The sequence below is a fragment of the Arthrobacter sp. 9MFCol3.1 genome, from assembly GCF_000620385.1.
Classification (GTDB): domain Bacteria; phylum Actinomycetota; class Actinomycetes; order Actinomycetales; family Micrococcaceae; genus Arthrobacter.
On the sequence record NZ_JIBJ01000020.1, the window covers coordinates 15,883 to 41,321 of the forward strand.

Below are 25,439 nucleotides of genomic sequence, written 5' to 3' on the forward strand. Positions count from 1 at the left end.
CAAAAACAGCGGCAAATTACCGCAGGCAAATACAGGCGGAACACGCGGCAGTCGGCCGCAGCCGGGAACGGCTATTTCCCGCTGAGTTTCAAGGCCTCCGGAATCAGTGCCCGGACGACGTCGGGCTTGTCGGAAACGACCACGATGTCCACCCGCCGGTTCCGCTCCATCAGCGCCGGAGTGGAGTCGTCGTTGACCTGGCGGGCGGAACCGAACGCCACGGCACCGATGGTGCCGGGGGCTATGCCGCCGCGGTCCACCATGTACCGCAGGACGTTGACGGCGCGCGCCGAGGACAGTTCCCACGTCGAGGGGTAGGCCGTGATGCCGTTCGCGGCGTGGCCCTCGACCATGATTTCCATGCCGGCCGGCTTGAGTACCGGTGAGATGACCTGCAGCACCCGGGAGGCCCGTGAGGTGAGCTCGGGCCGGTCCGGTTCGAAGAATGCCTGCGATCCGACGAGTTTGACCGTCAGGCCGCGCTGGTCGATCTGGAACTCGACGTTCTCGCTCAGCCCGGCGGCCGCCAGGCCGGCCTGCATCTTCTGCTGCAGCGCCTTGAGCTTGTCCACTTCCTTGATCGCTTCAGCCATGTTCTCGGGGGATGCGGTGGCCGCGCCCTTGACGGCGGCGAACGCCTCAAGGTCCTCCTTCACGAGTTCCGGCGGCACCACTGTTCCCGACGCCGTGTCCACCGTTTCCGTCGCGACCGCGCCGAATCCCGTGGCCAGGGAGTTGCGGAGCTTTTCAAACTTGTTGGCGTCCACCGTGGACATCGCGAAGAGGACGATGAACATGCACATCAGCACGGTGACCATGTCCATGTAGGACGCCATCCAGCGTTCGTCGACGTGGTGTTCTTCCGGCTTCTTCCGCCCGCGCCGCCTGGGGCTCACGCGGCCTCGTCCATCCTGTCGGGCTTGTCAGCGCCGGCCTTCTTGCCGGTGCTCTTGAGCTGGTGCTCGGGGACCATGGCGCGGAGCCGTTCGGCCAGCAGGAGCGGCTGGGCGCCGGACTGGACCGACAGCATGCCTTCCATGAGCAGCGTCATCCGTTCGATGTCCAGTTCCGAGAGCCGGGCCATCCGGGCGCTGAAGGGAAGCCAGATGAAGTTGGCGGACAGCAGGCCCCACAGGGTGGCGACGAAGGCTGCTGCGATCATTGGGCCGAGGTGGTCCGGGGTGGACAGGTTTTCCAGGACGTGGGTCAGGGACACCACGGTGCCGATGATGCCCACGGTGGGGGCGTATCCGCCGAGGCTCGCGAAGAATTTGGAGTTGGCGTGATCGCTCCGGGACTTGGAGTCGATCTCATCCTCCATGAGCATCCGGAGGTCCTCGGCGTCGGTGCCGTCGGCGATGTTCTGCAGGGCACGGGCCAGGAAGGGGTCCTTGACGCTGGCCGCTTCCTCTTCGAGGGACAGCAGGCCCTCGCTGCGGGCCTTTTCGGCGAAGCGGACCATCTGGTCAATGCTTTCCTGCGGCTTGGCGGTTTTGCCGAGGAACATCTTGGGGAGGGCTTTGAAGGCCTGGACGACGTCTTTGAGGGTGTTTCCGGCGATCCCGACGGCGAGCGTGGCGCCGAAGACCAGGATCATGGGGGCCGGGAGGAGCAACGCCGACAGGCTGGCGCCCTCGAGCGACACCATGGCGATAACGGAGCCGAAGGCGAGGAGCAGTCCGATGACTGTTGCGGGATCCATCGTTACTTTCTGGGTTGTGCGGGCGCCGTGGGGCCGGCGCCGTCGTCGTAGGGGTCATCGTCCGGGTCTTCAGTCCGAACCAGGCTGAGCGGATAGCCGGTGATGGCCGGAAAGTCCCGGGCTTTGCTCAGGATGTACGCCCGGTACTCCGCGATGAGCTCGACCACTTCGGCGAGGCTTTCGAGCACCACATAGGCGGCGCCGTCGAGCGTCACCAAGTGCGTATCCGGGCTCTCGTGGATGCGTTCAATGAGGTCCGGATTGACCGCGAAGCGCGTTCCGTTGAGGCGTGTGACGACGATCATGGGCCGATTCTGCTCTGTGAGGGGAAGGGTGTTCTCCTCCGTACTGTCGGCAGGCCGGGCCCCTTCGTTAGGCGCCGTAGCAGAGTGCCGGTTCCCCGGCGCGGCCGCCGCGGCAAGATTCCCCGTGCCAACGCCGCCGCCCGGTATTAGGGTGGGAGCTGACGGGGCCACCCGGCCCGCCCCGTTGGACGCCTGCCCTGTTGCAATTTGCCCGGTGCGGTTCGTCCCTTGCAGTTGGTCCAGTGCCAGGAAACGACGGCCGCCCGCCTCATCAGGAAGGCCAGCCATGGCGCCATTTCCGGATTTTGAGCAGCCGTTGAACCCGTTTCCCCGCTACGCAGCCATGCGGGACAGTGAACCCGTTTTCCAGGACCAGGAGACCGGCGTGTGGCACGTGTTCCGCTACGACGACGTGCAGCGGGTCTTGTCCGAGCACGCCACGTTTTCTTCCCGGATCGGCGGGGACAACCCCTCCGAAACGGGCCAGCTCTTCGCCGCCAGCCTGGTCAACACGGACCCGCCGCGGCACCGCCAGCTGCGTTCGCTCGTGACGCAGGCGTTCACGCCGCGGGCAGTTGACGCGCTCGCCCCGCGCATCTCGGAACTGACCAACGAGTTGCTGGACCCGGTGGTTGCCGGCGGCGCCACCGACCTGATCGAACAGCTGGCCTATCCGCTTCCGGTGATCGTGATCGCCGAGCTCATGGGCATTCCGTCCTCAGACCGGGACCGGTTCAAGCAGTGGTCCGACGTGATCGTGAGCCAAACCCGCCCGGGCGCCGATGAGTCCGTCCACACGGCAGCCAACCGGGAAATGGCGGAGTACTTCATGGGCATGATCGAGGAGCGGCGGCACCGGCCGGGCAATGATCTGATCAGCGCGCTCCTCGCGGCCGAGATCGACGGGCAGAAACTCAGTCCCATCGAGTTGCTGGGATTCTGCAGCCTGCTGCTCGTGGCGGGAAACGAGACCACCACCAACCTGATCGGCAATGCGGTGCTGTGCTTCACCGAATCGCCGGGCACAGCGGAACGCCTCGTCGCCGAGCCTGCCCTGCTCCCGCACGCCATCGAAGAGGTGCTGCGCTACCGCTCCCCCGTCCAGTCCATGTACCGGCTCTCAGCCGTCGACACGACCGTGCGTGGCCGCGCCATTCCGGCAGGCTCGCCGATCGTTGCCTGGATCGGCTCGGCGAACCGCGACGGGGAGCAGTTCCCGCTCCCGGACGAGTTCGACGTCGAACGCTCACCCAACCGTCACCTCGCCTTCGGGCAGGGCATCCATTTCTGCCTCGGGGCGCCCCTGGCACGGCTGGAGGCCAAGATCGCGCTGGAGGCCGTGCTCTCACGGCTGCCGGGGCTTGCGGTAGAACCCGACGCGCAGTTGGAGCGGATGGAAAGCATGATCGTCTACGGGGCGAAACAGCTCCCCGTGACCTGGCAGGCTGCCTGACGCCGAGCGCGGCGTCAGGGGCGGCGATCGTGGCTGTCTTCAGCGCCCTCGAGGGCGGCCCCGAACCATGTCGGCAGGTGGTGGAGCAGGTCCTTCTGGTCAGCGCCGATCCATGCGACGTGGCCGTCCGGCCGGAGCAGGACCGCGGGCGCGTCCAGTTCCCCGCTGACGTCCGCGACGTGGTCGATCCGATCCGCCCATCCTGTGACGGAGAGTTCGCCGGTCTGGTCCAGCAGGAGTCCGCGGCCTTTGCGGGTGAGCTCGTAGAGACGGCCCCGTGACAGTGGGATGTCGCGCAGTCGTCTGCCGAGCAGCTCGGGGCCTTCGCCGAAGTCGTAGCGGATCCCGATCGCGGTGATCTTCTCGGCCAGGAAACGGCTGACGTCCTCGAAGTCCATCAGCTCGGTCAGCAGCCGGCGCACGGCCTGCGGGCCGGGCTCGGTGGACAGCAGCTCGCTTTGGGCGCGGGTGACGGTCAGCACGCTCTCGGCGACCGGGTGGCGCTCGGCGTAATAGCTGTCCAGCAGCCCGTCCGGTGCCCACCCGTTGAGCTCGGCGGCGAGCTTCCAGCCGAGGTTGAAGGCATCCTGGATGCCGAGGTTCAGTCCCTGCCCTCCCAGCGGCGGGTGGACGTGCGCCGCGTCGCCGGCGAGAAGAACCCGGCCCACCCGGTATCGTTCGGCAAGCCGGGTGGCGTCGCTGAAACGGGACAGGGAGTGTGGTGAGTGGACGCCGAAGTCGGTGCCCGTGAACGCCCGCAGCTGCGTCCGGAACTCCTCCAGGGTCGGCGGGACGGAGCGGTCTTCGGCCACGGCCGCCGCGGGCACGACGGCGCGGTACAGGCCGTTTCCGGCGGGGCCGATGCCGAACCCCTTGTGGGTCTTGCGCACCTCGTCCGCTACCTTGGCCAGCTCGTCCGGCGGCGCGGTCACCTCCACCTCGCCCAGGAGCCACTCGGTCGTGGCCGGCTCGCCGGGGAAGCCGATGCCGAGCAGTCTGCGCACCAGGCTGCGTCCGCCGTCGCAGCCGACCAGCCAGCGCGAGCGCAGCCGTGAGCCGTCAGCGAGCTCGACGCTCACCGCGTCCTGGTCCTGCTCGACCCCTGTCACCTCGCAGCCGCGGCGGATCTGGGCGCCGAGCTCCCCGGCGCGCTCGGCCAGCAGGCGATCGGTGACCGGCTGGGGGATGCCAAGGACGTAGCCGTGTGCGGTGTCCAGGTGCGCCGGCGGGGGCTTGTCGATCCCGGCGAAGCGTCCGACGCCGCCGGGGTACTGCTGCCCGTGGGCGAGGAACCGGTCCAGCAGCCCGCGCTGGTCCATGATCTCGATGCTGCGCGGGTGCAGGCCGAGCGAGCGGGCCGCCTGGCTCGGCTCCGCATCCCTCTCCAGCACGAGCACGTCCACGTCGTGCAGCCGCAACTCGCTGGCCAGCATCATCCCCGTGGGGCCGCCGCCGCTGATGATCACGTCGAAAATGTGGAACCCCAATCCCAGAAACTCACTGACCGGATTGCCCGGCTGCGTCCCGCACCCTGAAATGCGGGGGTGAGCCCGATCAGTACTCGCCCTTGATCACGAAGTAGGAGCCGCGGATAACGCCCGCCAGCTTCGATTTTTGGCGGGCGAACTTGAAGCGGGGCGCCAATTCCTCCGGAATTTCCATGCCGTCGGCAAGTTTGAACCCGACCGCTCTCTTCCCGCCGCCCTCGATGCTGTACATGACATTGACCGACAGTCCCGATTCGTAGAAAACGTAGGCCATCCGCAAACCGTCGACTTCGAAGGCGGTCGCTTCCAGCGGGTTGGATCCGATCACGATGTCACGTTCGTCCCGGAGGATCCGGCTCACCCGGTCAACCACGTCAGGTACTTCGCTTGCAGGGCTCACTGTGAAGACGTGGCCGTACTTATTCCCGTAATAGCGGGCTTCGTTGGCGCGCAACCCGGCGAGGGCCTCGGCGACCGGAGACGCTTCCAAACCGACAGTAGAAACGGTCTCGAAGTCAACGATGTACGGCATGCGCCCTCCTTGGACAGACGTGGTGGGACCAATGCTAACGCGACGACGTGCTGCACGGACGACGGAACGTACGCCCCCATTTTTAGGGTGTGATCCAAGGAGACAGCTCCGGGTCCGGCAATACCTGAAGCCCAAAGCTGTCCCCCGGATCCTTAAGGGGCAATCAAGACTTCCCTGATCAGCGCTTGAGCTGGGTCAGTTCCTGGAGGACCTCATCCGAGGTGGTGATGATGCGGGCGTTGGCCTGGAAGCCACGCTGGGCAACGATCAGGTTGGTGAATTCCTGGGACAGGTCCACGTTCGACATTTCCAGCGAGCCGCCGGTCAGGCTGCCAAGGCCGGGATCGCCCGCAGCACCGAGCTGCACTCCGCCGGAGTTGCCGGTCGCGACGTAAGAGGAGCCGCCGGCCTTCTCCAGGCCGCCCGGGTTCGTGAACTTGGCGAGGGCGATCTTGGCGAGGACCTGCTTGATGCCGTTGCTGAACGACCCGATCAGGGAGCCGTCGCTGCCCAGCGTGTAGGACTCGAGCTTGCCGACGGGGGCACCGTTCTGGCCGCTGATGGTCAGCGAGCTCATGGCGGCGTAGCCGGAGACCTTGGAGACGTCGATGGTGATGCCGTTGACGGTGAAGTTTCCGCCGGCGGTAGGCTTGCCGTTCGTGAAGGTCACGGATCCGGTGGCTGTGGTGCCATTGTCGTCAGCGGCGATGTTCCAGGTACTTCCGGCCTTGGTGAAAGTCATTGACACGCTGCGTTCGGTGCCGGCGGCGTCGTAAACCTTGACGAGGCGGTCCAGCTTGGTGCCGTCGGCGGCGTCGCTGGGCAGGTTTCCGTCCAGCGTCACCGTGTCGGTCTTCTTGGCCACCATGGTGTTGGGGTTCAGCGTGATGTCGCCGACGGGGCCACCCGCGTTGATCACACCGTTGGTTGCGGTCCAGCCCTGGAGGATGCCGCCGTCGGGGCTTACCAGCTGGTTGGCTGCGTCCGGGCTGAACGCGCCGGCGCGGGTGAAGAGCTGGCTGCCGCCCTTGCTGGTGACGAAGAAGCCGTCGCCGGAAATCATCAGGTCGGTGGCCCGGCCGGTGCTCTGCGAAGAGCCCTGGGAGAAGTTGGTGGTGACACCGGCAACCCGGACGCCGAGACCGATCTGGGCGGGGTTGCTGCCGCCGGTCTCAGCCTGCGGGCCGGTGGCGCCCTGCTGCAACTGGGACAGGGTGTCCTGGAACTGGGTGGAGGAGGCCTTGAAACCGGCGGTGTTGACGTTGGCGATGTTGTTGCCGGTGACGTCCAGCATGGTCTGGTGGGCGCGGAGGCCCGAGATTCCGGAGTACAGCGAGCGGAGCATGGGAACTGCCTTTCTACGGGTGAAGAAGTGGTTAGGAAGCGGCCGGAGCAGTAAGCCCGGTGATGGAGTCGAGGGGAACGGAAAGATCGCCGATCGTGACGGACGGAACCGATCCCGCATAGCTGACGGAACTGGCGACGCCGGTCCCGGTGGTGCCGTCCGCGAGGGTGTAGCCGACCGAGTGTCCGATCAGCTGGGCCGCCGCCGTCCGCATCTGGAGGGAGAAGCCCTCCTTGCTGTTCGTGGTCAGTTCAGTCATTTTTTCCATCATGGAGAGCTGGAGGGTCTGGCTCATCATCTGGTTGGTGTCCATGGGCGCGCTCGGGTTCTGGTTCTTGAGCTGCGTCACGAGCAGGGACATGAACACGTTGGCATCCATGGTCTGCGAGGGCGTCCGCACGGCAGAAGCCTGGGTGGCCTCCCCCGCCGCCGTTACCGGCTGGGATGCGATCGGCTGAATCGTCATAAGTCGCGTTCCTTCGTGTCAGACAAGAATGTCGAGGGTGGTCTGGGGGCCGTTCAACAGCCTGGCGGTGCGGATGGCCTGATCATCGGCAAGCGCATCCCAGCGGTTTCCGGGCCGCGGCTCGGCCGGCCCGTTCCGGCCGCCCGGGCCGGAGCCGCTGCCGCCGGGGTCCCGGCCGGCGGCGAACTGGCCGCCGGTACCGGCCCGGTCCTGGCCCGTGCCGTGCTGGGCACCGTGCTGTCCGAATCCGGGACCGCGGTGATCGGAGAGGTCAAGGCTGGCCCCGAATCCGGCGCCGTGGAGTTCCCTGCGGAGTTCGGGCAGGATTCCGCGGACCGCTTCACGTCCTGCCTCCCCCGGGGCGAACAGCTCAATCCGCACGCCCGCGGCGTCGATCTGGGCCCGGACCGTCAACGGGCCGAGATCTTCCGGGCTGACCTTGAGCGTCATGATGTGCTGGCCATGGGGTGCCCCCACGAGGGTGAAAAGCGGTTTGGCCAGCTGGGGCTGGAGGGGTGCCGCGGCTTGGGGTGCCGATGCGGAAGACAACTGGAACGCCGGCTGCGCAGCAATCTGGGCAGCCGGCTGGGGCACGGCCTGGGCCACGGTTGCCGCCGCCACAGTTTGCTGGACGGGTATTGCGGCGGCCGCAGGGGCTCCGCCTTCCGGATCGGACGGAGCGCTTGCGGCGTTGGGCCCGGGTGCCGCGACGGGGTCCGCCAGGACGCCGGCATGCGCCGGCGCAGGTGCGGGTGCAGGTGCAGTTGCGGCTGCCGGTGTGGGTGCGGTGCCGGGAGACGTGCTGCCGGAGGGTGTGGTGCCGGCCTGGGCGCTGCTAGACGGGGCAGTACCGGGGGCGGAGGTCGGCGCCGACGACGCTTGTCCGGGCGCGGACGCGGCGGCGGCGGCGACGGCGGCGACGGCGGCGACGCCCGCGTCACTGAGCGCGGGCGCGGACGCGGGCACGGCCGCAGAGGTGGCCGCCGGCAAAGCGCCAAGCACGGGACCAAATCCCGATGCGGACTGTGCCGCCGCTGCCCCGCTCGGTGCTGCCGACGCGGCGGCGCCGGCCTGCACCGGCACTGCCGGGGTTTGCCCTGCCGGTGCAACCTTGGGCGGTACCGCGGACAGCGGCGCTGCGGCAACTGTGGCCGGTGCGGTGTTCACGGCATTGACGGGCGCAGCCGTCAGGGCAGGATCCTGCCCAGTCCGGCCGGCGGCTGCTTTGGACCCGTCGGATGTGTCGGCAAAGGCGCCTGCACCCGCGGTCTGCGAGGCCACAACGGCGCCCGGCTTACCGTCCGGCATGGTCGCAGCGGGGACGGCGGCCGGAGTGGGGCGACGCCAGGCGGGCGATCCCGGGGTCGCGACGGCCGGGTCCTGCGCAGCGGCGGCTTGGGTGTGCGCGGCGGCGGCCGGCACTTCGTCGGGTAGAACCGCCGAGGTCGCGGACGCAGTGGCGGCCGGTGCGGCAGTGCGGGAGCCGTCGTTGCTGTCCGACGCCGGGGCAACGGCTGGTGCCGACTGTCCGGGCAACGCAGCCTGACCAAGTTGCGCAACCTGGCCAAGCTTCCCAAACGAGACAAACTGGGCCGGCGGGAAGTCGGCCGCGGCGAACTGGGCTGGCGCGAATTCGGCCATTCCGTACTGGGCCGGAGGGAAGTCGGCCGCGGCGAACTGGGCCGTGAGGCTGGCGCTGCCGGACGAAACGGCGTCGGTCCCCGGTACGGCCGCGGAAGCAGCACCGGCCGGCGGAGCAGGGGTCGCGGCGATGCCGGTCAGTAAAGCACCGTCCGTGCCGCCGTCGTGCTGCGGCGTTTCGGCCGCCGCGTCGTCGGGCGCCGGCACGGCCTTAGCGGCGCCGGGCTCTGCCGCGGTGCTGTTGCCTGCTGCGCCCTGGACGTCGTTGAGGACCGAGTCGAAGGACGCGGCGGCTGTGTTTCCGTTGTCGTTGCCTGGCCGCGGGTCCGCGCCTTGCCGTGCCGCCCGGACCGGCGCCGCCAGCGCGGCGGCAAGCTCCGTCGATGCCGCCTTCATGATGCCGCCCCTGCGGGAACGATGCGCCGGATGGAGGTCAGGTTGGACTGCTGCTCCCAGGCATCGCGGATCTGGACGGTCTTGCCGGGCACTGGCGCGTCGATCGCCTTGCCGTTGCCCAGGTAGATGGAAATGTGGTTGCCGCCGAAGCTCACCAGGAGGTCCCCGGGTTTCGCTTCGGCGAGGGACGCCACCGGGGTGCCCTGGCGCATCTGGTCGCTCACCACACGGGGAAGCTCCACGCCGAGGTCCTTGAAGACCCGCTGGGTGAAGCCGGAGCAGTCCATGCCGGTGGCCGGATTGGTGCCGCCCCACACATAGGGAACACCGATGTACTTCTTCGCCACGGCCACCACGTCATTGCCCGTCGCTGCCCCACCGGTGTGTACGGATCCGGCGGCCTGGGCGCCGGTCAGCGCGGCGGTTCCGACCGCCGCAGCGCTACCGAGTCCCGATGTGCCGCCAAGACCCAGAGAGGCGCCCAGGCCGAGGCTGTCCGTGAGGGAGGCGGTGTCTGTTGCGCCGCTGCCGCCCAGTGCCGCGGCCAGTGCCTGGGTGAACGTGGCGGAGTCGCCGGTGCCGGTTGCGGTCGCGAGCGAGGCCGCAGCCGCAGCCTTGGCCGCGGCGGCGCTGGTTTCCGTGGCCGCGGGCCGGCTCAATTCCGCGATCATCGACTGGATGCCCTGCATCCGGCCGATCGCCTCCGTCATGCTCATGGCTTCACCTGCTGCTCATCGCGGTGCCAGAGCGTCGAGGCAATCTCGTCCAGGGCCGACTGTTCGGCGCGCAGGTCCGCGGAGTTGACCTCGGCGTCGTGCCGGGCTTGCAGTTTTTCCAGGCCCACGGACCGCGTGCGGGCAGCGATGAACTCGGCCCGGGCGTTGGCTTCGTCGGCCTCGGCCAGGTGGGTGAGGTTTTGCAGGTCCGCGAGCATGCTGTGCGCGGATGACCGGGCGGCGGCGACGGCGCGCAGGGAGGCCGAGCTGGAGATGGGGTCATCCGTGGCGGCAAGTTCGCGGCGGGCGGCGGCTTCGCGGACCCGGACGGAGCTGGAACGTGAGCGGGCGCGCGCCAGCCCGGTTGCCGCCTGGTCCTGCTGGAGCTGGCGAAGGCGCAGGAGGCCGGCCAAAGAGAATTCGCGGTTCATGCTGCTGCTCCCAGGATCGAAGTGAGGTGGCCGAGCCGTTGCCAGGACTCGGGGTGGGCCGTGGATTCGTCTATCGGCTGCTGGAGGAATCCGCTGACCGCGTGCTCGTGGTTCAGCGCTGCGTCGACCAGTGGGTTGGTCCCGGCCTGGTAGGCGCCGACGTCGATCAGGTCCTGTGCCGCCTTGCGGGCCGCGAGGACCCGGCGGAGTGTGGCGGCGGCTTCGAGGTGTGGCCGGGAATTGACCTTGCTGGCCACCCGGGACACGGATCCGAGCACGTCCACGGACGGGAAGTGCCCGGTGACGGCGAGTTTTCGGTCCAGCACCACGTGGCCGTCCAGGATGGAGCGGGCGGCGTCGGCGATGGGCTCGTTGTGGTCATCGCCGTCCACCAGCACGGTGTAGATGCCGGTGACGGAGCCGGTTTCGGCCGTGCCGGCGCGCTCCAGCAGCCGCGCCAGGATGGAAAAGGTCGACGGCGGGTAGCCGCGGGTGGCAGGGGGCTCGCCGGCCGAGAGGCCAATCTCGCGCTGCGCCATGGCCACCCGGGTTAGGGAGTCCATCATGAGGACCACATCCTGGCCCTGGTCGCGGAAGGACTCGGCGATGCGGGTGGCGGTGAAGGCGGCGCGCATGCGCATGAGGGCGGGTTCGTCGGAGGTGGCGACCACCACCACGGAGCGGGCCAGGCCGGCGGTGCCGAGGTCGTCTTCGAGGAACTCGCGGACTTCGCGGCCGCGTTCGCCAACGAGGGCGATCACCGAGACCTCGGCGTCGGTACCGCGCGCAATCATCGAGAGCAGGGAGGATTTGCCGACCCCGGAGCCGGCAAACAGGCCCATGCGCTGGCCCTTGCCGAGCGTGGTCATGGTGTCCAGGACGCGCACGCCGGTCTGCAGCGCGGTGTCGATGCGGGCGCGTTTCATGGCGTTCGGTGCCTCGTTGTCGATCGGCACGCGCGGCCCGCTGAGCAGCGGCCCCCTGCCGTCGATCGGGCGTCCCAGACCGTCCAGGACCCGGCCGAACAGGCCCCGTCCGGTGGGAACCAACACCGCGCTGCCTTTGGCGCGAACCGGGTCACCGGCAGCCACGCCGGCCAGCCGGCCCAGCGGCATGCAGCGCACGGAGCCGTCAAGCGCCGCGACGACTTCGGCGTCGAGGCCCGGGTTCTCCCCCACGGTCACGAGGTCACCCAGGGCGCAGTCCAGACCCGACACTTCCAGGCCCAGCCCGATAACCGAGGTGACGACGCCGACCCTTTGCGGGGCGGCCGCGGCCAGCGCGGCGGCATAGTCGGCGCCCTTGGGCCGCCACTCGGCGATCATGCCTGGCCCCGGTAGGCGCCGTCGTCGAATTCTGCGTGGCCGGACTCTCCCAGCCCTGTGTCTCCCAACAAGGCGTCTCCTGGCAGGGCTCCTGCCGACGCTGCCTCTCCCAGCAGCGCCGCGCGGGCACGCCCCAAGGCTGTGCGGAGGCTGGCGTCGAACCAGCCCTGCTGGTATTCGACCTTCGCGTCGCCGCGGCCGAGGGAGGGGTCCGCGATGAGCGGCAGCCCGGCCGGCAGTTCCTGGCCTTCCCGGCTGAGGACGTCGATGTCCGCCGGGTGCAGCCGGATTGCCAGCACCGTGGCGGAGTCATTCCCGGAGAGGGCGCGGGCCAGGGCGGCCCGGGCGGTCCGGGTGCCTTCGGCCAGTTCGTAGCCGAGGATGGCCTCGGCCAGTTCCAGCGCCGTGCGGGCCAGGATTTCTTCGGCATCCTGCAGCGCCTGCACGTTGCGGTGCGCAAAGTCTGTCCTGGCGACGGCGAGGGCGCGCACGGCACGGTCCAGGTCCTGCTGTCCGGCGGCCAGGGAGGCAGCCTGTTCGGCGGACATCCGGTCCCGCCAACGGCGCTGTTCCTTCGCGGCGGCGCGCACCCCGGCGGCGTAGCCCGCGGCGTGGCCTTCGGTGTAGCCGGCCTGCTCGGCGGCCGGGCCGTTGGCCCGCAGCGACGGAAAGACGACGCGCGCCGGGGCGTTGTCAGTAGACATAGTCTTCTTCGTCCCCGCGCTGGATGGTGATCTGGCCTTCGGCCTCGAGTTCGCGGATGGACCGGACGACGGCGGCACGGGCCTCTTCGATCTGCGAGGCCCGCAGCGGTCCCAGGGCGGCGATCTCGGATTCGAGGATTTCCAGGTTGCGCCCGGAGACGTTCGTGGTGATGGTTTCCAGGACCGGCTCGGAGGCGCCCTTCATCGCCATCGCCAGGACGGCCGCGTCGAGTCCGCGCAGCACCAGCTGCACGTCGCGGCGTTCCAGCTTCACGATGTCGTCGAACGTCACCATCTGGGCCCGGATCTCCACCGCGAGGTCGGGATCGAGCAGGTCCAGGCCGTCCAGTACGGATCGTTCCGTGCCTGCGTCGGTCCGGTTGATGATCTCCAGGAGCGGCTGGATGCCGCCCACCACCTTCGAGGCCTGCTGGGATACGGCGGCGCCGCCGCGGAGTTTGAGGGTGTCGGCGACAATCCCGATCGCCTCAGGCGCGCCGGATCCCATGGTGGCGATGCTGAGGGCGACGTCGGCCCGCAGCGAGCCGGGCAGCCCGGACATCACGGCCGAGGCCTTGCGCGGGCTGAGGTGGGCGAGGACCAGGGCGATGGTCTGCGGCAGTTCGCCGTCGATCAAGGCCAGGATCTGCACGGGTTCGATGTCCTCGAGGAACTCGAAGGACTTGCCGGCCATGTTGACGGTCAGGCGGTTGATGAGCCCGGCGGCCTTTTCCGAGCCGAAGGAGGCCTCCAGCAGGCCCTCGGCGAGTTCCCGCCCGCCCCGGGCCTGGCGCGTGGTTGTCAGCGCGGCCTGGTGGAAGTCCTTCATGATCTGCTCGGTGACGTCAGAGTCCACTTTCCGGAGCTTGACGATCTCGCCGGCAATCTCCTCCGCCTCGGTATCCGTGAGCTGGGCCATGACCTTGGCGGCGTTCTCGGGGCTCATCTGCATCAGGACGACGGCGGCGCGCTGGGTGCCGGTCAGTGGCGTGTCGGTTGCTTTCATGCCGGTTGCCTGTCATCCATGAGGCTGCGCAGGTAGTCGGCGGCCCGTTCCGGGTTGGCGGCGACCATGTTGTCGATTTCAAACCGGCGGCGCTCGGATTCCAGCTGCTCGGTGCTCGGGCCCGGAAGCGGGGGCAGGGCGGTGATCGGGATCGCCGACGTCGCCGGCGGAAGGGCCACCACGGGCGGGGCCACCGGCATGATCTCCAGGTCCAGGCGTTCGCCGAGGTCCACGGGCTCGCGCTTCTGGCGGCGCCGCAGGATGATCGTGACCACCAGGGCCAGGATCAGCAGGCCGAGCAGGATGCTGCCGGCGGTGACGAGGGTTCCGAAGAACGCGGCCTGCTTTTCGGCTTCGGCGTTGGCCTGGGCCTCGGCGAGCGCCTTGGCGGCGTCGTCGGCGGCCGCGGTGCTGAACGGCACAACCTCGACCGTGACCACATCGCCGCGCGCGGTGTCGGCACCGGCGGCGGAGGTGACGAGGTTCTTCAGCGAGGCCAGGTTCAGGCCGCCGGCGGCGGCCTGGCTGACGGCGACGGAAATGGTCTGCCGCTTGATGGCACCGGCCGGGATGACCCGGTCCTCGGTGACCTTGTTGACCGCGTTGTTCTTGGTCTCGGTGGAGGAATCGAAGTTGCCGTTGCCGCTCGTGCCGCCGGGAACAGCGATGTTGTCCGGGCCGAGGACACCCGCGGCGCCTCCCCCGGTTCCGGTGTAGGTCTCGGTCTTGGACGATTCACTGAGCGGCAGGGCACCCTCGGCGTTGGAGAAGGTCTCGCTCTTCTGCTGGGCCGATTCGCCCGTCACGTCGGCGGCAACGGCGACCGTGGAGTTGCCCGGGCCCACCACACGGTCCATCACGGCCCGGACGGCGTCGGAGGTGCGCTGCTGGTAGTCGCTGGCCTGCTTGGTGGACGATCCCGCGGTCCCGCCGCCGACGGTGGAGAGCACGTTGCCCTGGGAATCGACCACGGAGACGTTGGAGGGCTTGAGGTTTTCGATGGCGGCGGAGGTCAGGTGGACGATTGCCTGCACCCTGTCGCTGGACAGGGTGGCGCCGGCGTCGGTCTCGATGAACACCGAGGCAGTGGTGTCCGGGGCCTTGGACACGAACACTGTCTTCTCGGGGATGGCGAGCCGGACGGCGGCGGTCTTCACGCCGTCCATGGCGGAGATGGTGCTGGCAAGTTCGCCTTCGAGGGCGCGCTTGTAGGTGACGGACTGCTGGAACTCCGAGGACGTCACGCCCATCTTGTCCAGCAGGGAGTACCCGGTGGCGGCGGCAGTCGGCAGGCCCGCGGCCGCTGCCTTGAGGCGCTCGTCGTAGACCTTGTCCTGCGGCACCAGGATGGTGGATCCGCCGTCGCTGAGCTCGTACGGAACGTTGTCCTTGCGGAGCTGTTCGACGATGCCGTTGGCGTCGGTGGTCTGGAGGCCGGAGAACAGCGGGGTCAGTACGGGACGGGTAAGCCAGGCGGACAGGGCCACAATGCCCACCACCAGCAGGGCGGCGCCAATCACGGCGATGGTGCGCTGGCCGGCGGTGAAGCTCTTCAGGCCCGCGCCGAAGCGCTGGAAGAAAGCGGTAATCTGCGGAGGCATCAGGCCTGCATCCTCATGATCTCGTTGAACGCGTCAACGCCCTTGTTGCGTACGGTGGCCATGAGCTCGAGCGTCACCTGGGCGCGGGTCGCGGCAAGCGTGGCGTTGTGGATGTCATCCAGGTTGCCGGTCACTGCGGAGACAGCCAGCTGGTTCGACGTCGACTGCAGCTGCTGGAGGTTATCCACCGCGCCGGTGAGGGAAGTGGCAAAGGCGGAGCCGTCAGTGCCGGCAACGGGGGCCGCTCCGGCGCCTGTCACATAGTTTGTCGGCAGGACGCCCTGGACGGGGGCGAGGGGGGCGACAGTCATTAGGAGCGTCCAATCTCAAGGGCGGCCATGTAGGTCTCGCGGGCGCGATCCACCACCTGCGCGTTGGCCTGGTAGCCGCGCTGGGCAATGATGAGCGCACCCATCTGTTCGGCCATGTCGATGTCCGGGTACTTCACGTTGCCGTTGGCGTCCGCCAGCGGGTGGTCCGGCTGGTAGACGATCCTGCCCTCGGCGTCGCCGAGCTGGGTGCTCTTGACGTACACGCCCGAGCCCTGCGAGCCCTCTGCGGCCTCAACATACCGGGCCTGGAAGGCGGGGCCGGACGTGGCGGAGGCGTTGTTCATGTTGGCGAGGTTGTCCGAGACGGCATCGAGCCACTTGCGGTGGACGGTGAGGGCGGAGCCGGCGATGCCGATTGCGTCGAAGGTCATCAGCTGGTCCTCAGGGCGGAGCGCACAGCGGTGAATTCGGTGTTGACGGCGCGGGCGGCGAACTGGAACCGCAGCACGGTGTCGATGTTGGAGAGGGTCTCGGTGTCCAGGTTGACGTTGTTGCCGTTCAGCTGGGTGGGCTCCAGGGATTCCGCCGTGGTTGCCTGGACGCGGCCGCTCCCGGACTGCACCGACGCAGCGAGGGCGTCCTCGAAGCTGACCCGCTTCGCGTGGTAATTCGGCGTGTTGACGTTCGCGATGTTGTTCGCGATGGTCCGCTGGCGCAGTGCCAGCCCGTCCATGGCGCTGGCCAGGGCGGCGGAAGTCACGGATTCGAGCACAGAGTCCTGCCTGGGAAAGGTGGGGGTGGCCGATCCGTGGCCGGTAATCGAGCGATCCGTGCTCTTACAGTGGTTATCGGCACTGCTCAGCGCCGCGTTAGGCGAAATCAGGAGAGGATTTCAGATGTTTTGGAACCCGGGATTCCTAGCCGTTGACATCCAGGTACAGGGCCCCGGCGGACTCCCCCACACCGGGCACGGACGAGACCGCCTGCAGCTGCCGGGCGACGCCCAGCCGCGCCTCTTCCAGCCGGAGGGCAACGCGTTCCTGGGCCGCTGCCAGGGCGACGGCGCGGCGCCGGGCGGTCGCCGGCAACGGCCCGGTCATCGACGGCGGAGACCAGCGCTTTTCCGGCCGGGGTTCCGCCACCGATCCCGCGGGCGCGGACAGCGGGCCCAGCGGATCTTTCAGGGTCCGCTCGGCGGCCTGCACCGCCATTTCAAGTACATCCAGGACGGCCATCCAAGCGGCCAGGGTGGTGTCTTCAGGGATCTTGCCGGGAAGGGATGAAGCGGCGTCGTTGGATCCGGCTCCCCCTAGGCCGATATCCGAGTATGCCTGTTCAGCCAAAGCCGAGACTCCCGCCGCCTGTTCCGGGCCCGGTGTTCCAGGCCCCTGCTGCCGGGAAACCGGCTGGAGCTGCGGCGGGAAACGCCGCGGGGGTTGCGGGCACGGGTGCCGCGGCAGCGGCCTCGTGCCAGGTCTGCCGCAGGGGCTCCAAGAGTTCGATCGCTTCCCGGGTCAGGGCCGCGTCCCGCTGGATATTCGCGTTGATCAGTGCCGTGGAGACGTAGTTGTAGACCCCCAGCAGCCCGTTGGCGCCGTCCCATGCGTCGACCTTCAGCGAGGAGGACAGCTCGGACACGATGGCCTGGGCGTGCAGCAGGTTTTCCGATGCGGTGGCCCAGTCGGCAGCGTGCTGCGCCGTTTCCGCCCGGCCCAGGTCCAGCAGGAGCCGGTCGTAGAGCATGGTGAGCAGGCGTGCCGGCGGGGCCGACAGGACCGAGTCCGCGAGGTACTGGTTCCGCTGGCCGGCACTGCCGTAGCCGCCGCCGAAGGAGGTCAGAGTCATGATGAAGAGCTTCCTGAAGAGAGTCCGGCGAGTTGGGAGGACAGCCATGACGACTGAGCCTTCATGCCGCTGAGAGCGACCTCCAGCGCGGAGTACGTCCGCTGCAGCGTGGTCCGGCGCATCTCCAGGCGGTCGTCCCAGTCGGCGATCTGGTCGGTGTAGTCCTTCGCGGTGGACTGCTGTCCCTTGATCTTGGTGCTCAGCAGCCCAGTGGCGGGATCAGAGGCCTGTTTGGCGGCGTCCGCCACGCGGCCCGCGATGGTGGCCACGGCCGCCATCGTTCCGGCCGGGTCGTTCGCCAAGGCATCGCCGAACTTGGTGGCGTCGAATTCCATCGTCCCGGTCTTGGTGACGCTGATGCCAATCTCAGACGGCGACTTTCCGTTCAAGGGCTGGGACGCGGCGGCGATGATCGCGGCGTTGACATTGCGGATGGTGCTGTCTCCGGTGAACACGCCGCCTGAGGTGACGGGGTTGCCGGCGGCGTCGGTGCTGCTGACCACGGCGCTCTTGGTGCCGATCTGTGCCAGGACTGCGTTGACGGAGCTGACCAGATCAGAGGCGGCCTTGCTGATCTGGGCGTTGTCACGGGCAACTGTGACCCGTGTCGGAGTGGCAGAGACCTCGGAGACGGTGATCGAGACTCCGCTGAGGACATCCGCGAAGGTGTTGGTGGCGGAGCTGAGCGTCGCTTCGGCAGCTGTTCCCGCCCACAGTTTGATCTGCGCGTCCTGCGCAGGCTGCACTTTGGTCAGGCCGGCGGTGCCGTCCGGATCGGCGATGCTGAACCCGCCGGCGACGCCGGTCTTGGACGAGGCAAACTGCAGCCTGTACTCGCCGCCGCCCACGGAAACTTTCGATGCGACAATGCCGGCGCCGGAGAGGTTCACGGCGGAAACGACGTCGTCCAGGGAGGAAGTGAGCGGGGTGACTGTGACGGCCTGGCCGCCTTCACCGGTGACCGTCATGGTGGTGTAAGGCCACGCGGCGAGGTTCTTGCTGACGGAGACCTGGGTCTGGGCCAGCTGGGAGACGGTGAAATCAACCGCACCGGGTTTCGCCCCGGTACCGACCGTGGTGGTGACTTTGGCGGAGCTGCTCGAGGCCGAATACAGTTCCAGGCTTTTGGGGTCGGAGAGCTTGCCGGCCTTGGTTGCGAGGTCCGCGACGGCGGTATTGAGTCCCTGCAGGGCCGAGATGCGGGTTTGGACGGTTGCGGCCTTGTTCTTGATGAGGCTTTGCGGGATTGCTTCCACGGCCATGAGGGAATTGATCAGGGCCGTGGTGTCCAAACCGCTGGAAAGTCCGTCAATAGAAAGTCCCATGCCTACAACTCCTTAGAACAATGGCCGGCTGAATCAGTAATGGCTGGTGGTACTGCACAGCGCCCGGGGAGAAGAATTCTCCCCCCGGGCGCCACGTGCAGTCTGAACTACCTAGCGGAAGTCACCGGAGTGATCGCTTCCCGCAGGGGTTTAGCGCAGGAGCTGCAGTACACCCTGGTTGGACTGGTTTGCCTGGGCCAGCATTGCGGTGCCGGCCTGGGACAGGATGTTGTTGCGGGTGAACTTGACCATTTCCTCAGCCATGTCCGTGTCGCGGATACGGGAGTTGGAAGCCGTCAGGTTTTCCTTGGCCACGTTGATGGTCTGCACAGCGGACTCGAGGCGGTTCTGGGTGGCACCCAGGTCTGCACGAGCCGTTGAGACCGCGACGATCTGCTGGTCGATCAACTTGATGGACGCCTGGGCCTTGGCGGCGCTGGTGAAGTCGAGGCCCGTACCGACGGAAGCCGTCTCGGCTCCGGCGGCGAGGCCGGTACCTGCGGTGCCGTTGTCGGCGTCGAGCAGCGTGCCGCCGTCCTTGGCCTGAACCACGATGCCGGTGCCGGCGCCGTTGGCATCCTTTTCAACGGAAACGGTGAACTTGGCGGAGAAGTCGGCGTCCCCGCGCAGCGCATCGGCGTAACCCTCGACGCTGGTGAACGAGCTGCCCAAGTCAGCGGTCGTAACCGTCGTAACGACGCCGTCCTTCGTGGACGTGAAGGTAGCCGCGCCGGCCAGGGCAGTCGCGTCCGCGATGTCGAAGGTGCTGCCGCCGCTTGCCAGCGCGCCAAGGTTCAGCGTGGTGGCGATCGCCTTGACGTTCGCACCGGACAGGTCAACGGTGATCTGGCTGTTGGCGTCGCTGTTTGCTCCGACCTGGATCTTCAGGTTGGAGTTGTCGCCGTTCAGCAGCTTGGTGCCGTTGAAGTCGGTGGAACCGGAGATCCGGCCCAGTTCCTCGACCAGGCTGGTTGCCTCGGTCTTGATAGCTGCGCGCGAATCGGCGTTGTTCGTGTCGTTAGCGGCCTGGACACCCAGGTCACGCAGACGCTGCAGGATGGAGTGGGTCTGGTTCAGGCCGCCTTCAGCGGTCTGGACCAGGCCGATGCCGTCCTGGGCGTTGCGGGAAGCGACGGTGAGGCCGCCGATCTGGGACTTCAGGCCCTCGGAGATTGCCAGGCCTGCCGCGTCGTCACCGGCGCGGTTGATGCGCAGGCCGCTGGAAAGCTTTTCCAGCGACTTGGACAGGTCGGTCTGGGTATTGGCGAGGCTGCGGTAAGCGTTGTTCGCAGCCATGTTGGTGTTGATCTGCATTCCCATGATGTTTCCTCCATGATTGGGACGATGTGCGATGGCCCATCCGTGGGCCTTCAGGAGTAGTTATCGCCGTTTGGCCAGCACACGTAAGGAAGATTCCAAAAGAGTTTTTCAGTTCAACGCCCGGGCTGCTCCTGACTGTTATCAGCCTTATTGCCGCTAACGGATCCTTTGCCCCTGCCGATAGTTTCTACGAACCCTGCTGAAGGCTGAATCGTCCGCACGATGAAATCGACGCCCCGGCACCACCGCACCAGTCATCTGCACCATTCACACATGAGGGAGCCGTCCGGACCATGGCCATCCACGAACTTTCAGCCCTGCTGTGGCGGGAGCGTGAACTCCTGGACGTTCTCACCTTCAAGCTGGAGGAAGAGCAGTTGCTGCTCACCGCCGGGAAATCCCGCTGGCTGCCCCACGGCACCAAGGAAGTCGAGCAGGTCCTGGAACACCTCTCCAAGGCGAGCCTGGCCCGCACCATCGAAGCCGCCGTCGTGGCCGAAACCTGGGGGCTGCCCACTGACGCGTCCCTCGGCGAACTCGCCGCTGCCGCGCCGGAAGGCGCCTGGTCCGAGATCCTCACGGCTCATCTGACCGCGTTGACCCACCAAACGACACTGATCAAGGAACTGCGCGACTCCAACGAGCAGTACCTGCGCACCGCGGTCCGTTCCACCCAGGAATCCCTCGCCGATCTGCGGCCCACCGCTGCGGCCGGCACCTATGACGCCCAGGGCAAGACCGGGGAAACTGCAGCCTCGCGTATTTTCGACAAGCAATTCTAAGGAAGCGACCATGAGTACCTTCGGCGCCCTGAACACCGCCTACCGTGGCTTGACCGCCGCCCAGCAGGGCATGAACGTGGCCGGGCAGAACATTGCCAATGCCGCCACCGAGGGTTACACCCGGCAGCGCGTCCAGCAGTCGTCCATCGTGGCTCCTGCACAGGGCCTGTTCGGCTCGGGCCGCCCCGAGGCCGGGAACGGCGTCTCCGTGGACGGCATAGCACGCTTGGGCAGCAACTTCCTTGACTCGGGCGTCCGATCGACGGCGGCCCAGTCCGGCTACGCCAGCGCCCGGTCCTCGGCGCTCCAGGGGATCGAAGGCATGCTGCAGGAACCCGGCGAAAACGGCATCTCCACCGCGCTTCAGGGCTTCTGGTCGGCCTGGCAAGGCGCCGCCAACCAGCCCAACGACTCCGCCGCCAAGGGACTGGTCCTGCAGGCCGGCAACGACCTCGCCACCAAGGTCTCTTCTTCCTACCGCTCCCTTGAAGACCAGTGGAGCAGCGTCCGCGGCCAGGCCCAAGGCGCCGTGGACGCCGTCAATGCCGCCGCCACGCAGGTGGCCGCCTTCAACACCAGCATCCGCTCAACCCTCGCCGCAGGAGGATCCGCCAACGAGCTGATCGACGCCCGGGCCAAGCTCACCGAGACCATCTCCCGGCTGACCGGCGGCACCGTCAGGGAACAGGCCGACGGCACCGTGGATGTCCACGTCGGCGGAAACGCCCTCGTGATGGGCAGCTCCGTCCGGGCCCTCGCCCTCTCCGGAAGCCAGACTGCGGACAAGCTCGGCACCGCCGTGCAGCTTGAGTGGGCGGACCGGCCGGGCGCGGCAATCGCCGTCGCCGACGGCGAGATCGCCGGCGCGTTGTCCGTCCTGGCCCCTGCAGCGAACGGCGGCGCCATCGATTCGGCCGCGCAGTCACTGAACAAGTTCGCCGGCGACCTGCGGGACGCGGTCAACGCCCTTCACTTCGGCGGACGGACCTCAGCCGGTACGTCATCGGGCACCTTTTTCGACCCGGCGGCCGCGGGCCCTGCTGCCCTCGCCCTCGCCGTTGTGCCCAAGGCCGCCGCGGAAGTCGCGGTCGGCGTGGCGGGTGCGGGGAACCTGGACGGCAGCCTCGCCGACAAGATCTCACAGCTTGGCACTGGGCCGGGGTCTCCGGACAGCGCCTGGGCAAACATCGTTACCGGGATCGGTGTGCAGTCCCGCGGCGCCCAGCAGCATGAAGCGTTGAGCTCGGCAGCGGAAATCTCCGCGCAGTCCAACCGCGCCTCGCAGGCGTCCGTCAGCCTGGACGAGGAAAACGTCAGCCTGCTCACCAACCAGCACGCGTACCAGGCCGCGGCCCGCGTCATGACGGCCGTGGACGAAGCCCTGGACGTCCTGATCAACCGCACCGGACTGGTAGGAAGGTAGACATGCTGAACCGGGTAACAAACCTGACCATGAGCACAACCGCCCAGCGGACCCTGCAGGCCCAGCAGTCCAAACTGGCCCAGTTGCAGGAAAAGGCCACCACGCTGGACAAGATTTCGCGCCCTTCCGACGATCCTGCCGCCACCGCGCAGGCTCTCGATACGCGCGCACGGCTCGCCGCCAACGCCCAGTACGGCAGGAACATCGACGACGGCGCCGGCTGGCTCAACGCGGCCGACTCCGCCCTCAGCCAGGCCACCAACGTCATGAACCGCATCCTCGACCTCACGGTCCAGGCCGGCAATGGCGCGCTCAACCAGGCGGGCAAGGACGCGATCGCCGTCGAGCTCGAAGGGCTGAACAAGGATCTGCTGTCAACCGCCAACAGCAAGCACCTTGGCCGCAACATTTTTGCTGGAAGTTCTGACGCGGCCACGGCCTTCAGCCCGGCCATCCCGGCCGACCCGACGGTTCCGGGTGACACCGGGACTCCCCCGGTCTTCAACGGCGTCGCCGGCGGTTCAGTGGAACGGCGCATCAGTGCCGACAGAACCGTCCGGGTCGACGCGGACGGCGCCGCGATCTTCGGCAGCGGCTCCGGCTCCGTCTTCGACGCCGTCACCAAGACCATCGAGTCCCTGCGCAAAGGTGAGGATGCCACTGTGAACCTCACAAACCTGCAAGCGTCTTTCAAGAACATCGTCAGCGGGCGTGCTGAAATAGGAACACGGCAGGTGCAGCTGGAACGCGCCGGCAACGTCAACACCGAACTGGAGGCCACCTTGGATGCACAGAAGATGGGCATTGAAAAGGCAGATCTCGGCAGCGTCATCATGGACCTGAAGCTTCAGGAAACCAACTACCAGGTGGCCCTCGCGGCGACGGCCCGGGTGCTTCAGCCCACCCTGATGGACTTCCTGCGGTGAGCACCCCGGTCATGGACACTCCGGTCGCCAGCCTGCCCCTCTCTTTCACCGCACCCATGCCGGGATTCGAGGAGCTGCACGATTTCGCGTTGCGGAGCGTCGAGGGCGCGGCCGGCCTGTACGCCCTGGAGGCAGGTTCGAGCCCGGTGCGGCTGTTCCTGGCCGACGCCGCCGTGTTTGCACCCAGCTACGCTCCGCCGGTCCCGGCGACATCGCTGGAGGCCCTGGAACTCGGTGAGCAGGAGGCCGCCCAGGTCCTGATCGTGGTCAACCACTCCCCCGGGTCCACGACCGTCAACCTCATGGCTCCGATCATTCTGAACCGCGCCACAGGACGCTGCACGCAGCTTGTGCTGGACGGCCGGGACTTCCCGCTCCGGGCCGAACTCAACTCGCTCTAGTCGGCCGCCCGGCAAGCGCGCGGCCCTGCCCTGCGCCCCCTCCAGCTTCACGAGCTTCACCAGAAATGCGCCACGTCCACTACGAGCCGCGACCCGGCGTCCGGCCCGGGCAGGGTCAGGACCCGGAACGGCAGCCGGGCGCGTACCCCCAGGCCAATGGTCGAATAGCCCTCGAAGCTGCCCGCCCACGCCACTTGCCGGAAGGTCTGGTAGCCGGCCACGTCAGCCAGTTCATTCTTGTTCGGCGGGTTGTAGGTGGGTTTGCCGGCGTCGTCATATGCGGGTGCATTGACCGTGAGCTGAATGAAGGCCTGGCCCCGCAGCGGGACCGGCAGGCCGGACCCGTCCTGCACCACCCCGGGTACGTAGCGGACGCTGTAGCCGGCCACGGGGCCGTTGAGGTCAATGACCAGCCGGTCAAAACAGTAGTGCTGACCGGTCCGGACGTTCACCACCTTGGCCTCGCTCATGGCGGGATCCGCTTTGGCCAGCGATCCCCAGGCCTGTCCGCAGTAGGGGTCCGCGGCGGCTGGCGCCGGCGCAAGAATCCCGAGTCCGGCGGCCATCAGCACTGTTGCGAGGAACGCGCGGAACTTCCGCAACTGGGTCTTCTGCAACTGGGTCCTTTTCAACTGGGTCTTCTGCAACCCCGCCACCCCCTCGTACTGCCTGGGCCCTTGGGCTGGCGGAACAGTCAGCGCAGGTCAGACGCTTCCAGCGTAGGCGGCCCCGACCCGGCGGGCGAGGTCCTCCACGGTTTCGGCGCCCAACCGTTAGCGTGGCCCGTTGCTGGTCACGGACGGATTTCACGGACACAACTAGTGAATATCGTTCACGAACAGATAACGCCGCCAGCCCCGGGCCAGGCCGGGAACGGCGAAGCGCCGGCACCCTCGCGGGTCCGGCGCTTCTTACGGCCTGGCTGTCGCTTGGAAGGTTTTAGCCTTCGCAGTCGCGGCAGTACTTCATGCCGTTCTTCTCAAGGGCCACCTGGGACCTGTGACGGACCAGGAAGCAGGAGGAGCAGGTGAATTCATCGGACTGCTCCGGAACAACAATGACCGTCAGCTCTTCGCCGGACAGATCCGCACCGGGAAGATCGATGCCCTCAGCGGTGTCATTCTCATCGACGTCGATCACGGCGGTCTGCGCGCCGCCGCCGCGGGACGCCTGAAGCGCCTCCAGCGACTCAGCGGGAGATTCTTCTTCTGTCTTGCGTGGGGCGTCGTAATCGGTAGCCATATCGGGGTTCACTTTCGTTGCTGCGCAGCGCCATTTCAGGCACCTCAGTGAAGCAGTTTAGGACATTATGCATGGAGTTGAGCAATAGTGTGGCCTATCAGACACAATGAGTCGGACAGGCCCTGGAAAACCGGTGCAGCGGACCCCTGCGGAGAGTCTCCGAGCTTCGAACGGGCAGTTCAGGTGCGGCAGTTCAGGCAACCGGCCAGACCACCAGGGTCTGCCATTTCGCCGGGTCGGGTTCGACGCCGGGATCGGTGAGGTAGTACTCCCACATTGCCACCCCCGGGTTCGCGCCGTCCTGCCGCATCCGCGCCATGATCGCGCCGTAGGTGTGCTGCAGTGATTCGTAGGGGCCGATGTGCATCGCCTCGTAGCCCTGGCCTGCGGGGAGGATCCCGGCGATGACCGCAGTGTCCGCGCCGCCGGGATTCGTGAAAGGTGCGGCGAGCGGAAACCCCGCCTCGACGTCGACGACGTCGGTCGGCGTGCCGCGGTACAGCGCGAACGGCGGTCCGGCCAACTGGACGTGCTGCTCCTGCACCGCACCCATGACGGCGGAGAAGGCACGGCCGAAAAATTCCCGCAATGCATTCATCGGGACTGTCTCACGCACCACCGCTGTGGGCTGTTCCTTGAGTTGGGCGGCCCTGATATCCGGAGCCGGCCCCGGGTTCGTTTGAGTCATACCCCAGACTCTGCCGGGCCCAATCCACGGTCTAGGGCCTTACGTCCCGCACCCCGGGGGAGGTCCGCGCCGCGGGTTGGACGCGGTCCGGCCGCCGGTCCGGGG

29 protein-coding genes are annotated in these 25,439 nt (G+C 67.7%); 5 read left to right on the forward strand and 24 right to left on the reverse strand.

Features of this window, described 5'->3' with window-relative positions:
- Window positions 1-71: 71 nt before the first annotated feature.
- Genes C560_RS0116075 through C560_RS0116085 form a run of 3 tightly spaced genes read right to left on the reverse strand, consistent with a single transcriptional unit; the run spans window position 72 to window position 2,007 of the window.
- Window positions 72-896 (reverse strand): OmpA/MotB family protein, encoded by an 825-nt coding sequence (locus C560_RS0116075; protein WP_026538961.1) that lies wholly within the window; start codon window positions 894-896, stop codon window positions 72-74.
- Window positions 893-1,702 carry a motility protein A gene (locus C560_RS0116080; protein ID WP_018775805.1) on the reverse strand — a complete coding sequence of 270 codons (810 nt, stop codon included), beginning with the start codon at window positions 1,700-1,702 and terminating at the stop codon, window positions 893-895. Before C560_RS0116080 ends, C560_RS0116075 begins: the two co-directional genes overlap by 4 nt.
- 2 nt (window positions 1,703-1,704) lie before the next feature.
- A complete protein-coding gene (locus tag C560_RS0116085; RefSeq protein ID WP_018775806.1) occupies window positions 1,705-2,007 on the reverse strand; it encodes a flagellar FlbD family protein in 303 nt (100 codons plus the stop codon).
- Between the two features lie 286 nt (window positions 2,008-2,293).
- Between C560_RS0116085 and C560_RS0116090 the strand changes: the two genes are divergently transcribed.
- Window positions 2,294-3,460 carry a cytochrome P450 gene (locus tag C560_RS0116090; protein WP_026538962.1) on the forward strand — a complete coding sequence of 389 codons (1,167 nt, stop codon included), beginning with the start codon at window positions 2,294-2,296 and terminating at the stop codon, window positions 3,458-3,460.
- Window positions 3,461-3,474: 14 nt separating this feature from the next.
- On the opposite strand, the gene rox is transcribed toward C560_RS0116090, so the two are convergent.
- The 18 genes from rox to C560_RS0116180 form a co-directional block, all read right to left on the reverse strand.
- Entirely contained in the window at window positions 3,475-4,935 is a 1,461-nt protein-coding gene (rox, locus tag C560_RS0116095) for a rifampin monooxygenase (protein WP_043423293.1), read from the reverse strand.
- Window positions 4,936-5,014: 79 nt separating this feature from the next.
- Window positions 5,015-5,479, reverse strand: a complete 465-nt coding sequence (locus C560_RS0116100) for a hypothetical protein (protein ID WP_026538964.1) — start codon at window positions 5,477-5,479, stop codon at window positions 5,015-5,017.
- Window positions 5,480-5,657: 178 nt separating this feature from the next.
- On the reverse strand, window positions 5,658-6,824 hold the full coding sequence (locus tag C560_RS0116105; RefSeq protein WP_026538965.1) for a flagellar hook protein FlgE: 1,167 nt from the start codon (window positions 6,822-6,824) through the stop codon (window positions 5,658-5,660).
- A gap of 31 nt (window positions 6,825-6,855) precedes the next feature.
- Entirely contained in the window at window positions 6,856-7,290 is a 435-nt protein-coding gene (locus tag C560_RS0116110; RefSeq protein ID WP_018775811.1) for a flagellar hook assembly protein FlgD, read from the reverse strand.
- A gap of 18 nt (window positions 7,291-7,308) precedes the next feature.
- Window positions 7,309-9,327, reverse strand: a complete 2,019-nt coding sequence (locus tag C560_RS0116115; protein ID WP_026538966.1) for a flagellar hook-length control protein FliK — start codon at window positions 9,325-9,327, stop codon at window positions 7,309-7,311.
- Window positions 9,324-10,043 carry a C40 family peptidase gene (locus tag C560_RS0116120; RefSeq protein ID WP_026538967.1) on the reverse strand — a complete coding sequence of 240 codons (720 nt, stop codon included), beginning with the start codon at window positions 10,041-10,043 and terminating at the stop codon, window positions 9,324-9,326. The genes C560_RS0116115 and C560_RS0116120 overlap by 4 nt, the downstream gene beginning before the upstream one ends.
- Complete coding sequence (locus tag C560_RS0116125; protein ID WP_026538968.1) at window positions 10,040-10,474, reverse strand: flagellar FliJ family protein; 435 nt, start codon at window positions 10,472-10,474, stop codon at window positions 10,040-10,042. The genes C560_RS0116120 and C560_RS0116125 overlap by 4 nt, the downstream gene beginning before the upstream one ends.
- Window positions 10,471-11,799 (reverse strand): FliI/YscN family ATPase, encoded by a 1,329-nt coding sequence (locus tag C560_RS0116130; protein ID WP_026538969.1) that lies wholly within the window; start codon window positions 11,797-11,799, stop codon window positions 10,471-10,473. The genes C560_RS0116125 and C560_RS0116130 overlap by 4 nt, the downstream gene beginning before the upstream one ends.
- Window positions 11,796-12,503, reverse strand: coding sequence for a FliH/SctL family protein (locus tag C560_RS22755; RefSeq protein WP_051533237.1), 708 nt, complete (start codon window positions 12,501-12,503; stop codon window positions 11,796-11,798). The genes C560_RS0116130 and C560_RS22755 overlap by 4 nt, the downstream gene beginning before the upstream one ends.
- Window positions 12,493-13,509, reverse strand: a complete 1,017-nt coding sequence (gene fliG / locus C560_RS0116140; RefSeq protein WP_018775816.1) for a flagellar motor switch protein FliG — start codon at window positions 13,507-13,509, stop codon at window positions 12,493-12,495. The genes C560_RS22755 and fliG overlap by 11 nt, the downstream gene beginning before the upstream one ends.
- Complete coding sequence (gene fliF / locus C560_RS0116145) at window positions 13,506-15,110, reverse strand: flagellar basal-body MS-ring/collar protein FliF (RefSeq protein WP_026538970.1); 1,605 nt, start codon at window positions 15,108-15,110, stop codon at window positions 13,506-13,508. The genes fliG and fliF overlap by 4 nt, the downstream gene beginning before the upstream one ends.
- Complete coding sequence (gene fliE / locus C560_RS0116150) at window positions 15,110-15,421, reverse strand: flagellar hook-basal body complex protein FliE (protein WP_026538971.1); 312 nt, start codon at window positions 15,419-15,421, stop codon at window positions 15,110-15,112. The genes fliF and fliE overlap by 1 nt, the downstream gene beginning before the upstream one ends.
- Window positions 15,421-15,813: a flagellar basal body rod protein FlgC gene (locus tag C560_RS0116155; protein WP_026538972.1), complete on the reverse strand. Its 393-nt coding sequence runs from the start codon at window positions 15,811-15,813 to the stop codon at window positions 15,421-15,423. The genes fliE and C560_RS0116155 overlap by 1 nt, the downstream gene beginning before the upstream one ends.
- Window positions 15,813-16,154, reverse strand: a complete 342-nt coding sequence (gene flgB, locus C560_RS0116160; protein ID WP_018775820.1) for a flagellar basal body rod protein FlgB — start codon at window positions 16,152-16,154, stop codon at window positions 15,813-15,815. Before flgB ends, C560_RS0116155 begins: the two co-directional genes overlap by 1 nt.
- Before the next feature lie 145 nt (window positions 16,155-16,299).
- Window positions 16,300-16,725 (reverse strand): hypothetical protein, encoded by a 426-nt coding sequence (locus tag C560_RS22760; RefSeq protein ID WP_051533238.1) that lies wholly within the window; start codon window positions 16,723-16,725, stop codon window positions 16,300-16,302.
- Complete coding sequence (locus tag C560_RS0116170; protein WP_026538973.1) at window positions 16,718-17,227, reverse strand: flagellar export chaperone FliS; 510 nt, start codon at window positions 17,225-17,227, stop codon at window positions 16,718-16,720. The genes C560_RS22760 and C560_RS0116170 overlap by 8 nt, the downstream gene beginning before the upstream one ends.
- Complete coding sequence (gene fliD / locus C560_RS0116175) at window positions 17,224-18,552, reverse strand: flagellar filament capping protein FliD (protein WP_026538974.1); 1,329 nt, start codon at window positions 18,550-18,552, stop codon at window positions 17,224-17,226. Before fliD ends, C560_RS0116170 begins: the two co-directional genes overlap by 4 nt.
- 150 nt (window positions 18,553-18,702) lie before the next feature.
- On the reverse strand, window positions 18,703-19,872 hold the full coding sequence (locus tag C560_RS0116180; RefSeq protein WP_018775824.1) for a flagellin N-terminal helical domain-containing protein: 1,170 nt from the start codon (window positions 19,870-19,872) through the stop codon (window positions 18,703-18,705).
- A gap of 293 nt (window positions 19,873-20,165) precedes the next feature.
- Here C560_RS0116180 and C560_RS0116185 point away from each other — a divergent pair, with 293 nt between their 5' ends.
- Genes C560_RS0116185 through fliW form a run of 4 tightly spaced genes read left to right on the forward strand, consistent with a single transcriptional unit; the run spans window position 20,166 to window position 23,404 of the window.
- Entirely contained in the window at window positions 20,166-20,654 is a 489-nt protein-coding gene (locus tag C560_RS0116185) for a flagellar protein FlgN (protein ID WP_018775825.1), read from the forward strand.
- Between the two features lie 10 nt (window positions 20,655-20,664).
- Window positions 20,665-22,077, forward strand: coding sequence for a flagellar hook-associated protein FlgK (gene flgK / locus C560_RS0116190; protein WP_026538975.1), 1,413 nt, complete (start codon window positions 20,665-20,667; stop codon window positions 22,075-22,077).
- A gap of 2 nt (window positions 22,078-22,079) precedes the next feature.
- Entirely contained in the window at window positions 22,080-23,003 is a 924-nt protein-coding gene (flgL, locus tag C560_RS0116195) for a flagellar hook-associated protein FlgL (protein WP_026538976.1), read from the forward strand.
- Window positions 23,000-23,404: a flagellar assembly protein FliW gene (gene fliW, locus C560_RS0116200; RefSeq protein ID WP_051533239.1), complete on the forward strand. Its 405-nt coding sequence runs from the start codon at window positions 23,000-23,002 to the stop codon at window positions 23,402-23,404. Before flgL ends, fliW begins: the two co-directional genes overlap by 4 nt.
- A 56-nt stretch (window positions 23,405-23,460) precedes the next feature.
- Here the strand turns inward: fliW and C560_RS0116205 are convergent, their stop codons facing one another.
- The 3 genes from C560_RS0116205 to C560_RS0116215 form a co-directional block, all read right to left on the reverse strand.
- Window positions 23,461-24,006 carry an AMIN-like domain-containing (lipo)protein gene (locus C560_RS0116205; RefSeq protein WP_026538978.1) on the reverse strand — a complete coding sequence of 182 codons (546 nt, stop codon included), beginning with the start codon at window positions 24,004-24,006 and terminating at the stop codon, window positions 23,461-23,463.
- A 337-nt stretch (window positions 24,007-24,343) separates the two neighbouring features.
- Complete coding sequence (locus tag C560_RS0116210) at window positions 24,344-24,646, reverse strand: DUF4193 domain-containing protein (RefSeq protein ID WP_018775830.1); 303 nt, start codon at window positions 24,644-24,646, stop codon at window positions 24,344-24,346.
- Window positions 24,647-24,839: 193 nt separating this feature from the next.
- Window positions 24,840-25,334: a GyrI-like domain-containing protein gene (locus C560_RS0116215; RefSeq protein WP_051533240.1), complete on the reverse strand. Its 495-nt coding sequence runs from the start codon at window positions 25,332-25,334 to the stop codon at window positions 24,840-24,842.
- Between the last annotated feature and the right edge of the window lie 105 nt (window positions 25,335-25,439).